At 49.1% G+C, this 15,463-nt stretch carries 14 protein-coding genes; 2 read left to right on the forward strand and 12 right to left on the reverse strand.

Annotated elements, in window-relative coordinates; all coding sequences use genetic code 11:
• Positions 1 to 32 precede the first annotated feature (32 nt).
• Complete coding sequence (locus KNQ09_RS10975) at positions 33 to 2,843, forward strand: sensor domain-containing protein (protein WP_214858426.1); 2,811 nt, start codon at positions 33 to 35, stop codon at positions 2,841 to 2,843.
• A gap of 45 nt (positions 2,844 to 2,888) precedes the next feature.
• Here the strand turns inward: KNQ09_RS10975 and KNQ09_RS10980 are convergent, their stop codons facing one another.
• Positions 2,889 to 4,088, reverse strand: a complete 1,200-nt coding sequence (locus tag KNQ09_RS10980) for a multidrug efflux MFS transporter (protein WP_064299247.1) — start codon at positions 4,086 to 4,088, stop codon at positions 2,889 to 2,891.
• Positions 4,089 to 4,268: 180 nt separating this feature from the next.
• On the opposite strand from KNQ09_RS10980, the gene KNQ09_RS10985 reads away from it, so the two are divergent.
• On the forward strand, positions 4,269 to 5,138 hold the full coding sequence (locus KNQ09_RS10985) for a hypothetical protein (RefSeq protein ID WP_214858427.1): 870 nt from the start codon (positions 4,269 to 4,271) through the stop codon (positions 5,136 to 5,138).
• A gap of 470 nt (positions 5,139 to 5,608) precedes the next feature.
• Here KNQ09_RS10985 and mreB read toward each other — a convergent pair whose 3' ends face one another.
• The 11 genes from mreB to atpB form a co-directional block, all read right to left on the reverse strand.
• A complete protein-coding gene (gene mreB / locus KNQ09_RS10990; RefSeq protein ID WP_050676945.1) occupies positions 5,609 to 6,589 on the reverse strand; it encodes a rod shape-determining protein MreB in 981 nt (326 codons plus the stop codon).
• Between the two features lie 219 nt (positions 6,590 to 6,808).
• A complete protein-coding gene (murA, locus tag KNQ09_RS10995) occupies positions 6,809 to 8,113 on the reverse strand; it encodes a UDP-N-acetylglucosamine 1-carboxyvinyltransferase (protein WP_058704128.1) in 1,305 nt (434 codons plus the stop codon).
• A 251-nt stretch (positions 8,114 to 8,364) separates the two neighbouring features.
• Positions 8,365 to 8,565 (reverse strand): DUF1146 domain-containing protein, encoded by a 201-nt coding sequence (locus KNQ09_RS11000; RefSeq protein WP_230088486.1) that lies wholly within the window; start codon positions 8,563 to 8,565, stop codon positions 8,365 to 8,367.
• A gap of 348 nt (positions 8,566 to 8,913) precedes the next feature.
• Entirely contained in the window at positions 8,914 to 9,327 is a 414-nt protein-coding gene (locus KNQ09_RS11005; RefSeq protein ID WP_023469493.1) for a F0F1 ATP synthase subunit epsilon, read from the reverse strand.
• 26 nt (positions 9,328 to 9,353) lie between these two features.
• Positions 9,354 to 10,772 carry a F0F1 ATP synthase subunit beta gene (gene atpD / locus KNQ09_RS11010; protein WP_023469494.1) on the reverse strand — a complete coding sequence of 473 codons (1,419 nt, stop codon included), beginning with the start codon at positions 10,770 to 10,772 and terminating at the stop codon, positions 9,354 to 9,356.
• A 36-nt stretch (positions 10,773 to 10,808) separates the two neighbouring features.
• Positions 10,809 to 11,660 carry an ATP synthase F1 subunit gamma gene (gene atpG / locus KNQ09_RS11015; RefSeq protein ID WP_214747105.1) on the reverse strand — a complete coding sequence of 284 codons (852 nt, stop codon included), beginning with the start codon at positions 11,658 to 11,660 and terminating at the stop codon, positions 10,809 to 10,811.
• A gap of 42 nt (positions 11,661 to 11,702) precedes the next feature.
• Positions 11,703 to 13,211 carry a F0F1 ATP synthase subunit alpha gene (gene atpA / locus KNQ09_RS11020; RefSeq protein WP_035395863.1) on the reverse strand — a complete coding sequence of 503 codons (1,509 nt, stop codon included), beginning with the start codon at positions 13,209 to 13,211 and terminating at the stop codon, positions 11,703 to 11,705.
• A 19-nt stretch (positions 13,212 to 13,230) separates the two neighbouring features.
• Entirely contained in the window at positions 13,231 to 13,764 is a 534-nt protein-coding gene (locus tag KNQ09_RS11025) for a F0F1 ATP synthase subunit delta (RefSeq protein WP_050676947.1), read from the reverse strand.
• The gene (atpF, locus tag KNQ09_RS11030) at positions 13,764 to 14,297 is read right to left on the reverse strand and encodes a F0F1 ATP synthase subunit B (protein WP_214858428.1); all 534 of its coding nucleotides are present in this window, start codon (positions 14,295 to 14,297) and stop codon (positions 13,764 to 13,766) included. Before atpF ends, KNQ09_RS11025 begins: the two co-directional genes overlap by 1 nt.
• Before the next feature lie 127 nt (positions 14,298 to 14,424).
• On the reverse strand, positions 14,425 to 14,637 hold the full coding sequence (gene atpE / locus KNQ09_RS11035; protein WP_023469499.1) for a F0F1 ATP synthase subunit C: 213 nt from the start codon (positions 14,635 to 14,637) through the stop codon (positions 14,425 to 14,427).
• A 75-nt stretch (positions 14,638 to 14,712) separates the two neighbouring features.
• Positions 14,713 to 15,456 (reverse strand): F0F1 ATP synthase subunit A, encoded by a 744-nt coding sequence (gene atpB / locus KNQ09_RS11040; RefSeq protein ID WP_214858430.1) that lies wholly within the window; start codon positions 15,454 to 15,456, stop codon positions 14,713 to 14,715.
• Between the last annotated feature and the right edge of the window lie 7 nt (positions 15,457 to 15,463).

A 15,463-nucleotide genomic window follows, 5' to 3' on the forward strand; every position in this document is an offset into this window, starting at 1 on the left:
AACGTGCCACTGAACGAACTGTGCCTGGGTCTTTGGATTTATACACACTGTCCGACGTCACTTATTTTTTGGAAAATCATCCGGATGCCGTCTATACGATGGATACAAAAGGTCACTTCATTTCCTTCAACAATAAATTTCCGCTTATGCTCGGTTATGACCGGGATAGTCTTAAGCAACTCCATTTCGAAACGTTTTTAAAGCCCAATGATGTAGAGGAAGTCAAACAGTTCAAGAAACGCGTCTATTCGGGCGAAACCGTCCACTTCACGACGACAGTTCGTCATAAAGACGGACACTGGTTGACGTTGAACGTCACGAACATCCCGATTTACGACCAACGTGTCATCATCGGTCTTTATGGGATTGCCCGTGATGTATCACAGCAACAGGAACTCCGAACCGATTACCAGCGCTTATTGATGAAAGATCGATTGACGAACGCGATCGAAGGGGTCAGTTTCGTTGAATACTTCCCAACGTCGAAAGAAATCGTCGCATCTCCCTCTCTCGCTACACTATTACAACTTTCTAAGAATCACTTAGCGAAGATGGATACCTATGACTTTCTTGAAGAGCTCCATCCAGAAGATCGAACGATTTTCCGCGAACAAAGTCTCGCACTGCATATGGGGCAAATTCCAATCTTCTCGATGCAGTTACGGATGGGGCGCAGAGGTCAATTCCAAAAGATCGTCCACTGTGAAGGTGTCGTTCAGACGGATACGATTCCGAGTTCACTCCTCTTCATTCTTAAGGATGCGACACCGCTCATCCAGCTCGAGCAAGAACGGGATCTTGCGATTGCCTCCCTTAAAAAGTTCTTCACGTCGCTGCATACGACCGCTTACGAGCATCGTTATAAAGACAATACCGTGATGTTTCATGCTGCCGGATTCCTTGAACCGTATACCGATTATCTCCGGCGAATCGAACAGGATCATCAACTGTGGACGAAACTCGTCTCATCAGAAGATCTCATTCTCATGAAAGAGGCATATCCGAAAATTCGTCAAGGGGAAGTCGTTCGACTCGTCTATCGTTTAAACTATCCCGACCGCCAATTCTGGGTCGAAGAGACGTGTATCCCGATCATCGATGCACATGGTGAAGTTCTCGGTCACTATGGTGTCTCGACCGATATCACGCGTCTAAAGGAACAACAGCATGAGATTTGGCACTTGTCGATGCATGACCCGATCACCGATTTACCCAATCATGCCTTTACGTTAGAACAGGTTCGGGAATTATTGAAGCATCGTTCCCCCTTCACTTTATTAACGGTCACGTTTAATCAACACAGCCGTCTCGCTGAGCGATTCGGTCACGAAATCGGGGAAGAATGGATCCGTCAGACGAGTGCAGCCGTGAAAAAGCTTATCAAAAAAGAAGTATTTATTGGTCATCTATTCGGTGATAAATTTCTTATCATCTTAAAAGGTAAGATTGACGAAACACGGGCAATCGGACTTGCTAATCAATTGCTCGAGCTGACCCATCACCGGTTCGACGTCTTGTCCTATGAACTGTTTTCGAAGGTCTTCATCGGCATCACCTATTCCGTCCATCACGATCATACGGCAGAAGAGTTGATTAAACAGACATACACGGCACTCCGCCGTGCCAAGTCGATCTCTAAGAGTAACTTCCAGTTCTATTCATCGAAACTCGACATCACGATGTACCGTCGCTATCAACTCGAACGCGATTTACGCCATGTCATCAAAAAAAATCAACTCTTCCTTGAGTACCAACCGAAAGTCGATAGTTGGAGTGGACGTATCGTTGGTGCAGAAGCGCTAATCCGTTGGGAACATCCGGAGTGGGGTCGACTGGCGCCAAAGGATTTCTTATCTCTGTCAGAAGAAAGTGATCTTTACATCCACATCGGTGACTGGGTACTCGATCAAGCGTGCCAATTAATCCGCAATTTACTCGATGAACAACCGGAACATGTCGTTCCGCTATCGATCAACTTATCACCGAAACGATTGTTCTACGGTGATTTTGCGAGTATCGTCGAACGACACTTAAAAAAACACGGTGTTCCTGGACATCTGTTAGAGATTGAACTACTTGAGTCCGACGTGCTGCTTGAAGGCGGACAAGTCCTCGAGACACTCGACCGTCTCGTTGATCTCGGTGTCAAACTATCACTCGATGATTTCGGAACGGCTTATTCATCGATTTCTTATGTCCAGCGTTATCCGGTGCATTGCCTGAAGATTGATCGATCGTTCGCGCTCCATGCCGAACACGATCCAAAGAGTCTCTCTGTCATTAAAAGTGTCATCTACATGGCGAAGGAATTCGGTTTGACCGTCGTTGCGGAGGGTATCGAGAACATGCAACAACTGAACCTCTATCGGGACTTAGAATGTGACATGATCCAAGGCTATCTTTTCAGTAAACCCGTCGATATCAAGACATTTAAGCAACTACTTGAGAACGGCACGCTCTATCCAAAAGATACGGGAACCGCTCCACCGAAGGAGCCAATTCTCAGTCTGCATGCGAAGGTGACGATTTCGAAGCTGAATGGGCAGCCGATCCAAGTCGGATCGTCTCCAATCTTGATCAATCGCTGTACGAATCGAACGATTTCTTTCTATTCCTCGATTCGATTGCCGGTGAAGCATAAACTGGAACTCTCCCTGCAACTGCACCACCTGACACATCCCGACATCTTTATTGAACCGACGTCGATTTCGGAACTCGATAACGGTCTCTTCTACTATGTCGCTGACTTCCAAGTCCGCGCCTTGTCTCTCATCGTCCAAGAACAGTTGAATCACTCCCATCATTCTCGCGTCGACGACTTCTTCGAACAATCGACTGTATGAAAAAAAGCTTCCATCCCTTTAATCAAACGGGGATGGAAGCTTTCATTAGTTATTCGGATTCTTTTTCAAGACGGCGGTCTGCGTCCGTTCGAGTACGGCATTCGTGATGACGATCAAGCCGGTGAAGAGGAACAAGGCTTCAAAGCCGAAATGACCGGCGATCTGTCCACCAGCGAGTGGTCCGAGGAAGTTCCCCATGAATTGTGCCGACTGGTTGTAACCGAAAATACGACCCGACGAATTCGCTGGTGTGTTCTTACGAAGCAAGGTTTGCACTGACGGTAGCAAAGCAGCCGTTGCAAATCCGATTCCCATCCGCAAGACGATCAACTGGCTTGTATCCGTAACGAACGCCTGCGGAATCAAGAACGCCGCAAAGACGAGTAAGGCAAAGAACAGGACACGCTCTGCCCCAATCTTATCAGACAGCCGACCGAGCCGTTGCGCCGCGATCAAAGCAGCAATCCCGGGTGCAGAGGCCACAATCCCGGATAGCAAAGCGAGTCGTTCCGTACCCGGACTGAGTTCCCGGACGTAGAGTGACAGAATCGGACTGATGGATTGCGCTGCGAACTGAATCAGGAACGTCGTTAAAAAGAGACTTAAAATCAATTCCGGATGACGGAGTGATTGAATGACTTCTTTAGCAGACGCCATCTTTTTGACTTTCAGTGGTACAAATTCTTCTTTGACAAAGAAATAAGTAACGAGGAACGTGATGAAGAGCGGCACGCTCGTAAAGAGAAAAACGGGTCGAAGCCCAACAACGTCGGCAAGGAATCCTCCAATGAGAGGTCCTAGCAATCCACCGGCAATCCCACCGGTCGAAAGGGTGCCGAGCGCCCAGCCACTTTTCTCTTTTGGGGTTTGGGAAGCAACGAGTGTGATACCGGCTGAGATGAATCCGGATACGGCTCCCATGACAAGACGTAAAAAGACGAGTTGGTAGACGTCTTGAACAAAACTAATCAAGAACATGACGATCGACATACCAAGACTTGCACGAAGCAACATCAGCTTCCGTCCTTTTCGATCGGCGAGACGACCCCAGATTGGTGAGACGATCGCAGCAATGAGGAAGGTTGCGCCAAAGGCGATACCGGACCAGGTCGTAATATCTTGTCGGCTGTCGACACCGAGTTCTTCAATGAATAAAGGCAAAAACGGTAACACGAGACTGAGGGCGGCAGCGGTCAAAAAACTACCGAACCAGACGACTACTAAATTTCTTTTCCACAATGGCATTGTGGCATCACTTCCTTTTATTTGACAATTCATTTCAATGCAACAACTTTTAATATACACTTCACATTATGAAATGTCTAGGATTTGAACTGTCAAAGTGTAGAACAGGACCTTTGATGCATATAAGCGACTGCTCAACGACCGATAGTAAGGTAATCCACACGAAGGAGTGAAATTGAAATGAAACGCTTTTTGATTGGCGTAGTCTGTCTGTCGTTGCTTCAATTCGGACTACCACTCAAGAGTTCAGCTGCCGTTTCCGTCACTCGTCACACGGTCATCTGGTCCATCCCAGAGGCCAAATCCATTTCAACGAAGATCAATCAGCTGGCAAACAGACAGATGAAACGTGTCTATCTGCATGTCGCTGTCGAGGGTGACCGTACTCTCTACCGAACATTCGTTGAAAAAGCGCACGCTGTCGGCATTGAAGTGTACTTCCTATTCGGACAGCCGCGCTGGATCACAAACGAAGGAACGACAGCTCGACCAAACGTCGAGGATCCGTTAGCCTGGATTTCGACCTATCAGCAGGAAACGATCAGTCATCCGGACGGCATCAGCATTGATCTCGAACCGTATGCCTTACCGGAATGGGAGACGGACCAACCACGTGTCATCGCCTCCTACGAACGGATCTTACTCGCCTTTCGCGAGAAAGCGTCTACTGAAGGACTACCACTTCAACTGTTCCTCCCGTTCTGGTTCCATACCGTACAGGATGCGAACGGTCGCCCTCTCAGCGAGTGGGCAATGGATCTCGCCGACGAAGTCACGTTGATGAGTTACCGGACCGTCTATGGTGGTGGGAATGGACTTGGTGCGATCACGATGACGGACGCGCTCTATGCCGCAAGCAACAATCACACGTTATCGTATGCGATCGAGTTCACTGAACTTCCCGAGACACCGGACATCACGTTCTATGGCAAGACGCGGACGCAGCTGAATCAGCTCGTCAATCAAACGATGGCCAGTTCACTACCGCCAAGTGCGATCGTCTATCATGATTTTGAAGCGTACCAAGCGTTCATGCGTAGTACGCAGTGAACTATCTTCATCTGTCTGCCCCCTTTGCTTTTCATCCGCTTTCCTCAGGCGAGACACAAGCCAGTCTTCACTGTTCGTATAACAGTGAAGCCGGGTCTTGTTTGTCTCTGACAGCGCAAAATCGCGCTTTTCCCTGTAGGAGTCGGATGAAGCACAAGGAGGCACATGATCATTTAGTACCATGGCATTGCATTATGTTTAAAACAAAGGGAGTCCAGTTTCCGATACGTACTTCGGAAACCGGACTCCCTATTGGTTTGATTCATATCGAACGAACTTGTCCATTCTCGACTCCTGCAGGAAAAGAAAGTGCAAGCAGCACTTTCGTCAGGGATAGGTAAGACCCGACAACTCGCATGAAATGCGCGCTGTCGCGGCTTACCTCCCGCCTGTGGAAAGCGAGAAGGACAAGACAGTCGTTATAGGAATGAACTTTTACGAGAGATCATATCCTTTACGCTGACACGCTCTTACTTCCCAAGATTGTCGAGCATGATTCCTGTACCGCGTGCGACACATAACATCGGATCTTCTGCGATCAGAACCGGTAGACCAAGTTCTTTTGCGAGCAGTTGATCGATTCCGTCCAGCAACGCGCCTCCACCCGTCAGGATGATACCACGATCGATGATGTCCGCTGCAAGCTCCGGTGGTGTCTTCTCGAGCACACGCTTCGTTGCCTCGACGATCTCCATCGCTGCTTCCGCAAGCGCATCGTGCATCTCTTCCGATGTCACCGTGATGTTGTGCGGTAAACCCGTCACGAGATTTCGCCCACGAATGTCCATCTGCTCGCGACGTCCGTCTTCTGATACAGTGGCAACCGTCGTCTTGACGGCTTGTGCCGTCCGTTCCCCGATGATGAGCTTATGTGTATCCTTGATCGAACGGATGATGTCGTGGTCGAAACGATCTCCTGCGACCTTGATCGTCTCTCCGCATACGATATCACCCATTGAAAGTACGGCAACATCCGTCGTTCCGCCACCGATATCAATGACCATGTGCCCTGCTGGCATCCAAATGTCCATACCGGCACCAACTGCTGCGACCTTCGGCTCGACTTCGAGGAAGACCGTCTTTGCACCTGACTTTTCACCGGCTTGACGAATTGCCTTCGCCTCAACCGTCGTGATGCTTGCTGGTGTACAGATCAACATCCGGACTCCACCGAACATCTTACGGACTTCAATCTTATCGATGAAATGGCGAAGCATTGCTTCCGTCATTTCGAAATCAGCAATGACACCGTCTTGAAGTGGTCGAATGGCCACAATATTCCCCGGTGTCCGCCCTACCATCAAGTGTGCTTCCGTACCTACCGCATGAATCTTACCTGTTGCCTTATCGATCGCGACGACCGATGGCTCATCGAGGACGATGCCTCTCCCTTTGACATGAATGACGACATTCGCCGTCCCTAAGTCGATTCCGATATCTCTTGAAAACATCTCGTGTGCTCTCCTTTACCCACTGGCTATTCTTCCAAAATATAGAACGTCGTTTGGACGTCTAACCCATTTATGTATACATACCTTTCAATTCTAGCATATGCCCCCTCGTGAAACGACTTTCTTTTTCTGCTTTTCGGATTTCATTGTCGTCATTTTTAAAAGACGACAAAAAAGAGCACCATCCCGCAAAATGGGATGATGCTCTTATATAATTGCTTAAAGTTTTGTAGCAGCTGTTTCTTCAACGACTACCGCTTCTTCTGTCACACGCTCTACGTCTGCACCAAGTGCTTGTAACTTCAAGTGGAAGTCGACGTATCCACGGTCGATGTGGTGAAGTGCACCAACGCGTGTTTCGCCTTCAGCGATCAATCCTGCTGTGACGAGTGCTGCACCTGAACGAAGATCCGTTGAAAGAACTTCTGCACCTTGCAACTGTACGCCACCGTTGATGATCGATGAACGACCTTCGATCTTGATGTCAGCGTTCATGCGGCGGAATTCTTCAACGTGCATGAAGCGGTTTTCGAAGACCGTTTCCGTGATAACTGATGTGCCGCCTGCTTTGAGGACGAGTGCCATCATTTGTGCTTGAACATCTGTCGGGAAGCCTGGGTGTGGCATCGTCTTGACGTCAACTGCTTCGAGTTTCGCTGGACCGACGACGCGGAGCCCTTCTTCTGTATCCGTGATCTTAACGCCCATCTCTTCCATCTTCGAGATGAGTGGACGAAGGTGTTCGCGCTCAGCACCGATGACTTCGACGTCACCTTCTGTGATTGCTGCTGCGATCATGAACGTACCTGCTTCGATTCGGTCAGGAATGACGTAGTGTGTTGCACCGTGTAATTTCTCGACGCCTTCGATGCGGATCGTTTCTGTACCTGCACCGCGGACTTTTGCGCCCATTGCGTTCAAGAAGTTCGCAAGGTCAACGATTTCTGGTTCTTTTGCGACGTTCTCGATGACTGTCGTTCCTTCTGCGAGTGTCGCAGCCATCATGATGTTTTCTGTCGCACCGACAGATGGGAAGTCGAGGTAGATTTTTGCACCTTGGAGGCGACCGTCGACATGTGCTTCAACGAATCCGTTTCCGATGATCGTTTTTGCGCCCATCGCTTCGAATCCTTTCAAGTGAAGATCAATCGGACGTGATCCAATTGCACATCCACCTGGCATTGCGACACGTGCGCGCCCGAGGCGTGCAAGTAATGGACCCATGACGAGAATCGAAGCTCGCATCTTACGCACGTACTCGAGTGGTGCCTCGTCTTTGAGATTCGGCTCTGCATTGACCGTCACCGTGTTTGCTTCTGCGTCGAATTCGACTTCTGCGTTCAAGTTGCGTAAGACGTTATTGATTGTATAGACGTCTGCTAGACGTGGTACGTTTTGAAGAACTGATTGTCCCTCTGATGCAAGCAATGTCGCGACGAGTGTTTTTAAGACCGCGTTCTTTGCACCTTCTACTTTGACTGTTCCAGCTAATTTACGTCCGCCACGGACAACGATTTTTTCCATTCTCCCTACTCCTCTGCTTCGTTTCTGTTCTAGTATGTTCAATTCGTGATTGGTGAGGATCATAGTTGGAATTCAACGAATGTTAGAAAAGAAACTTCCCTATAGTTGATCTCTTACTACAAAGCCAATACGACGTTTCGATTGTAATGTTAGATGATTGCTAAATGACTGTGTTCCTTCATTGAAAGAGCAGTGTCCTGTTCCATGGTAAAACAAATTACCATTTGAGGGTTTACAATGCAGTTACAAGTTCACCCGATTAAAAACTGAAGACGTTGTGCAAAACCGGCATAATCCAGTAAAAAGCGCGCTACGATGGATCCGAGTGCAATCGCAAGAATCGTTCGTAAGGCTACCGCATGCGGTCCTTTAGGATGTTGCAGGATTTTCTCCCATTTGACTGGTAACAAGGACCACCAAGCGAGTAAAATCGCTACGATATAGACCAGCATACTAACTAACGCACTCACACCAATAGATGTCACTTTCGTTGCACCTCTTCTTCATAGTTTCTTCAACTCTACTATGATTTCATAAAATGAATGATTGCGCAAACAAAAAAGAACACGCTGAATTAATTTTAGCGTATAAAATATATTTATTGAAGATAAATTTGGTCTTCTACTGAAAAAAGGTTGAAGAATTCGTGAAGACGAGGCATATAGTGTACTTTTACATTTTTGCAGTATTTTAAACCTGTATCCTTCATCGTGTTGCGAAAACGGTTGCCATACGGAAAATCATTGATGATTTGTACAAAAAAACCCCAGTTCCGCGAACGGAACCGGGGTTTCATCAAATCAATCGCGACCGTAGTCTTTCAAGCTGAGACGGTTAACTGCTCGTTTCAGTGAAAGTTCAGCACGCTTGAATTCGAGTTCTGATAATTTCGTGTCCTGGAGACGACGTTCTGCACGAACCTTCGCAGCTGCAGCACGGTCATAGTCGACCTTGTCTGCTTGCTCCGCAGTTTCCGCAAGAACCGTTACAGTATCCTGGCGCACTTCCATAAAGCCACCGCTGATAGCGATCAACGTGCGTCCGCCATCTTCGTGGCGCAACTTCAAGATGCTGATATCGAGTGGTGTTACGAGTGGGACGTGGTGCGGGAGAACCCCGATCTCACCAGAAATCGTCTTCGCAACGACCATACGGATATCGCCATCATACACTTCGCCATCCGGGGTGACGATATTGACATGAAGTGTGTTCATCTCAAGTCCCCCTTATGCTTTGTCACTTAGACAAGCGCCTTCGCTTTTTCAATCGCATCTTCGATCGGACCAACGAGACGGAATGCTTCTTCCGTTAAGTCATCGTGTTTACCTTCGAGGATTTCTTTGAAGCCGCGGATCGTGTCCTTAACTGGGACGTACGATCCTTTTTGTCCTGTGAACTGCTCAGCTACGTGGAAGTTCTGCGACAAGAAGAACTGGATACGACGCGCACGGTGTACAGTCAATTTGTCGTCTTCTGACAACTCGTCCATACCGAGGATCGCGATGATATCTTGAAGTTCTTTATAACGCTGAAGTGTTTCCTGAACTTGACGTGCAACACCGTAGTGCTCTTCGCCGACGATTTCCGGTGAAAGGGCGCGTGATGTCGAAGCAAGTGGATCCACGGCAGGATAGATCCCCATCTCAGAGAGACGGCGCTCAAGGTTCGTCGTTGCATCTAAGTGAGCAAACGTCGTCGCAGGAGCCGGGTCAGTATAGTCATCGGCTGGTACATAAACCGCTTGGATCGATGTAACCGAACCTTTGTTTGTTGATGTGATTCGCTCTTGGAGCATACCCATCTCTGTTGCGAGTGTCGGCTGGTAACCAACGGCAGATGGCATACGACCGAGAAGGGCCGATACCTCAGAACCCGCTTGTGTGTAACGGAAGATGTTATCAACGAAGAGAAGAACGTCTTGTCCTTGCTCATCACGGAAGTACTCTGCCATTGTCAAACCAGTCAAGGCAACACGAAGACGTGCACCCGGTGGTTCGTTCATCTGACCGAAGACCATCGCTGTTTGTTTAATAACGCCTGAATCCGTCATCTCGTGGAACAAGTCATTTCCTTCACGAGTTCGCTCACCAACACCTGCGAATACCGAGATACCGCTGTGCTCTTGGGCGATGTTGTTGATCAATTCCTGGATGAGGACGGTCTTACCTACACCGGCACCACCGAAGAGACCGATCTTACCACCCTTGATGTAAGGAGCGAGCAAGTCGACGACTTTAATTCCAGTCTCGAGGATTTCAACTTTCGTTGAAAGGTTATCGAAAGTCGGTGCTTTTTTGTGGATCGGAAGACGTTCCACGTCAGCAGCGATTTCTTTTTCATCAATTGGGTTACCGAGTACGTTGAAGACGCGACCAAGTGTCGCTTCTCCGACGGGTACCGAGATTGGAGCATTCGTATCGAGTACTTCCATTCCACGGCGTACTCCATCCGTAGAGTCCATCGCAATGGTACGGACGACGTCGTCACCAAGGTGCAGGGCGACCTCAAGCGTCAAGTCGATAGCCACTTCTTCTACAGTTTGCGGCGTATATTGAATACGAAGCGCGTTGTAGATGTTCGGTAAGTGTCCTTCGAACTTAACGTCGATGACAGGTCCCATGACCGCGACGACGCGGCCTTTTAAACCGAGTTCGTTCATCGTGTTTCCTCCTACCTATCGTTACGCCAGTCGGGATTACTGCTGCGCAGCAGCCCCACTGACGATCTCTGTGATTTCTTGCGTGATCGCAGCTTGTCGAGCTCGGTTGTAGACGAGAGTCAATCGACCGATCAAGTCATCTGCGTTATCTGTCGCACTTTGCATTGCTGTCATACGTGACGCATGTTCTGCTACTTTCGCGTCAAGAAGCGCACCGAAGATCAAGCTCTCCGCATAACGCGGGAGGAGTTCCGCAAGGATTTGTTCCTCGCTTGGCTCGTACTCATAAGTCGTCGAAGACGAAGCTTCGATTTCTCCGAGTGGGAGAAGGGTTTCGACTTTCACTTCTTGGCTGATGACAGATAAGAAGTGGTTGTAGCACAGCTTGAGCTCGTCGATTTCGCCGATCGTGAACGCACTCACTGTGCGCTTCACGATTTCAGCGACGTCGACATACGAAGGAGAATCGTTCAAGCCTGTGATCGCATCCGTGACCGTGATTCCGCGTGAACGGAAGAACTGGACACCGACTTTACCGACCACGAAGAGAACGTAACTGTCCGTAGTATGCTTTTCTTTGATTTCCCGGTAGACTTCACGCAGCACGTTGGCGTTATATGCACCAGCTAAGCCGCGATCCGATGTGATGACGATGTAGCCCGTCTTTTGGACGGGACGTTTCTCGAGCATCGGATGGCTCGCACCTGTCGTGCCATTCGCAATGGTTCCGAGTACCTCTTGCATTTTCAGCATGTAAGGTTGGAACTTCGCGCTATGTGCTTGAGCGCGGTTCAGTTTCGACGCCGAAACCATGTTCATCGCTTTCGTGATCTGTTTCGTACTTTTCGTCGAGTTGATCCGCGTTTGTATCTCGCGCAACGATGCCATTTCGATTCACCACCTTGTTAGTATCAAGAGCGTTCCGCCGGATTAAACCGTCGCTTGGAACGTTTTCTTAAATTCTGAGATTGCTGCTACGAGCTCTTCGTCTGCTGGAAGGTTACCTGTCTTACGGATCTCATCGCAAAGTTGTTTGCGGTTTTGATCGAGCCAGAGGTTGAGTTCCTTTTCAAAACGACGAATATCCGTTACAGCAACATCATCAAGGTGACCACGAGTCAAGGCATAGATGATGATGACTTGCTTATCGACAGTAAGTGGTTGGTTCAAGTCTTGTTTCAAGACTTCAACTGTCCGCTCACCACGGTTAAGCTTCGATTGAGTCGCTTTATCAAGGTCAGATCCGAACTGTGCGAATGCTTCAAGCTCACGGTAAGATGCGAGGTCAAGACGGAGCGTACCCGCTACCTTCTTCATCGCTTTTACTTGAGCCGAACCACCTACACGCGATACCGAGAGACCCGGGTTGATCGCGGGACGGACACCTGAGAAGAAGAGATCCGATTGAAGGAAGATTTGACCATCCGTGATCGAGATAACGTTCGTCGGGATGTAAGCTGAGATATCCGACGCTTGTGTTTCGATGAACGGAAGGGCAGTCAAACTACCTGCGCCAAGCTCGTCGTTCAACTTCGCCGCACGCTCAAGAAGGCGTGAGTGGAGGTAGAAGACATCCCCTGGGTAAGCTTCGCGGCCTGGTGGGCGTTTCAAGAGAAGTGAAAGCTCACGGTAAGCAGCTGCTTGTTTTGAAAGATCATCATAGATGACAAGAACGTGTTTGCCTTGGTCCATGAAGTGTTCACCCATCGCGACACCTGCGAATGGTGCGAGGTAAAGAAGTGGAGCTGGCTGTGAAGCCGCTGCCGAAACGACGATCGTGTAATCGAGGGCACCGTTTTTACGGAGCGTCTCGACGACGCCACGGACTGTTGATTCTTTTTGTCCGATTGCGACGTAGATACAGATCATGTTTTCTTCTTTTTGGTTGATGATCGTATCGATCGCGATCGACGTTTTACCCGTCTGACGGTCACCGATGATCAACTCACGCTGTCCACGACCGATTGGAACGAGGGCATCGATCGCCTTGATTCCCGTCTGAAGTGGTTCGTGTACCGATTTACGCGCCATGACGCCAGACGCCTTACGCTCGATCGGGTTGTAGTGTTCTGTTTCGATTGGACCAAGACCATCGATTGGCATACCGAGTGGGTTAACGACACGTCCGAGGAGTGCGTCTCCTGTTGGTACTTCCATGATGCGACCCGTACGGCGAACAGAGTCGCCTTCTTTGATTTCAAGGTAGTCACCGAGGATGATGATACCGACGTTGCCTTCTTCTAAGTTTTGCGCCAAGCCCATTGTGCCGTTAGCGAATTCTACGAGCTCTCCCGACATGACGTTGTCGAGTCCGTGTGCACGAGCGATACCATCACCGATTTGGATGACCGTACCTGTCTCGTTCACTTCCATCGTAGAACCGTACTGCGCGATACGCGCTTTAAGCAGGGCGCTGATTTCTTCAGCTCTAATGCTCATGCGTTTCACCCCTATTTTCTTACGCTTTTAACAGCTCACGCTCAAGGCGCGTTAGTTTAGTTTCGATCGTACCGTCATATGTCGTGTAACCGATTTGAACGCGAAGTCCTCCGATGACACGCGTGTCGACGACGTTCTCGACTTCAAGCGTTTTACCTGATTTTTGGCCAAACGTCTCTTTCACTTTCGTGAGTTCCTCGTCTGACAATTTGTATGCACTCGTGACGATTGCCGTCGCGACATTGCGGTGTTCATTCAACAATGCAATGAAGTGTTCCGGTAATGTAACGATCTCTGCTGCCCGGTCGTTTTCGACCATGACGAGCAATGTGTTCAAGACGATCGAGTTGAAGCCAGTGAAGCTTGTTTGAAGAACTTGCTTGAGCTCTTCAGCAGAAATCGATGGGTTATCTAAAACCGAAGCGAGCTCTGGTGTTGCGTGGAGCACTTCGCCGAGCGTCCGCACATCAGCTTCTGCTTGCTCGAGCACATGGTGCTCAAGCGCAAGATCGAAGAGCGCTTTTGCGTAGCGTCCCGCTACGTGATCACGCATTAGTTCGTGCCCTTAGTATCAGCAAGGAATTGATCGACGAGTGCTTTTTGAGCGGCTTCGTCCGTCGCAAGCTGTGTTTTCATGACGTGGCGTGCTGCAGCGATTGCTTGAAGAGCGACATCGTTCTTCAAAGCAGCTTGTGCTTCAGCGCGTTCACGTTCGATCGCACGGCGAGCTTCTTCCTTACTCATTTCGGATTCAAGACGTGCCTGCTCCATCGCACGTGCTTGCTCTGCTTCTGCCTGACGGCGTGATGCTTCTAAAAGGTCGCGTGCTTCCGTACGCGCCTTGTTTAATTCTTCGCGTTGTTGTTCTACGTAGACTTCAGCGTCTTTACGGCTCTTTTCAGCCGAGTTGATCTCGCTAGCCACATGCTCTTCCCGCGCTTTCATCATGTTGACGAGCGGGCCCCATGCGAATTTCTTCAAGAGGATGAGGAGCAAGAGGAAAACGACGATCGTGACGATCATGTTGGCGATAAGGGGTTCGTTGGATTCCGATACTCCTTCAGCCGCAAGATACGTTAGATTCATTCGATTACACTCCCCTCGTGGTTGGTTCGACTTCAATATCTACATAAGGGAGCCTAAGCTCCCGTGACGGTTCACTCAAACGTTGAACGAATAGCGCCCTATGTAGTCCGTTCTCGTTAATCGTGGATTAAGAGTTGAGAAGAAGGAAACCGACCGCTACACCGATGATTGGAAGTGCCTCGACGAGACCGATACCGATGAACATTGTTTGACGAAGTTCGTTTTTGAGTTCTGGCTGACGTGCTTGACCTAATACTGTACCGTTTACGATAAGACCGTTACCGATACCTGCGCCGAGTGCGCCGAGTCCGATGATGATCGCTGTTGCAATAAGATTCATGATAAATTGCCTCCCTAGAGTATGTTCATTGATTTGTCGTGCTGTTATCGGAAAAGCGGATGCTTTACCTTCGAATTAATGGTCGTGCGCTGCCTTATGTCCGATGTAAACCATCGTCAGGATAAGGAAGATGTACGCTTGGATACCACCGATGAAGAGTGAGAATCCTTGCCAGATCAACATCGGGATACCCGAGATGATCGCGCCTAGTGGTCCGGCGAATTGGAAATCGTTCGTACCAGAGACGATACCGATCGAAAGAATGATTCCGATCATGATTTCACCAGCGAAGATGTTTCCGTAAAGACGAAGACCAAGCGTCAACGTGTTTGCAAACTCCTCGATGATGGTAATGATAAACATCGGCGTCATGAATGTTTTCGCATAAGCGCCGAAGCCTCGCATCTTCACACCGTAGTAATGGCTCATGACCACTACCATAGATGAAAGTGCCAGTGTCACGTAAGGATCTGCAGTTGGTGAGTTGAACCAAATGTAGTGTCCCGTCACGACGTTGAATGGGAGACCCATGATGTTGGACACAAGGATGAACAGGAATAATGTCATTCCGAACGTAAGGAAGCGACCCCCTGTTTTCCAGTCCATCGTGCTGCTGATGATACCGCGAACGAATTCGAGGAACATCTCCATCACGTTTTGAGCACCGGTTGGCTTCATCACAAGACGTCGCGTACCGGCCACGGCAATCAAGAAGACGAGAGCAGCAGCAATCAATACTGTGATCAAGTTCGTCCAGCTACCGTACAGAACGAAGTCACCCCAGAGTGGGATTTCGTAAAGTGGCATTTCGTGGTTCATTTGACTA

Origin of the sequence: Exiguobacterium sp. s191, from assembly GCF_018618955.1 — a bacterium.
GTDB classification, from domain to species: domain Bacteria; phylum Bacillota; class Bacilli; order Exiguobacteriales; family Exiguobacteriaceae; genus Exiguobacterium_A; species Exiguobacterium_A abrahamii.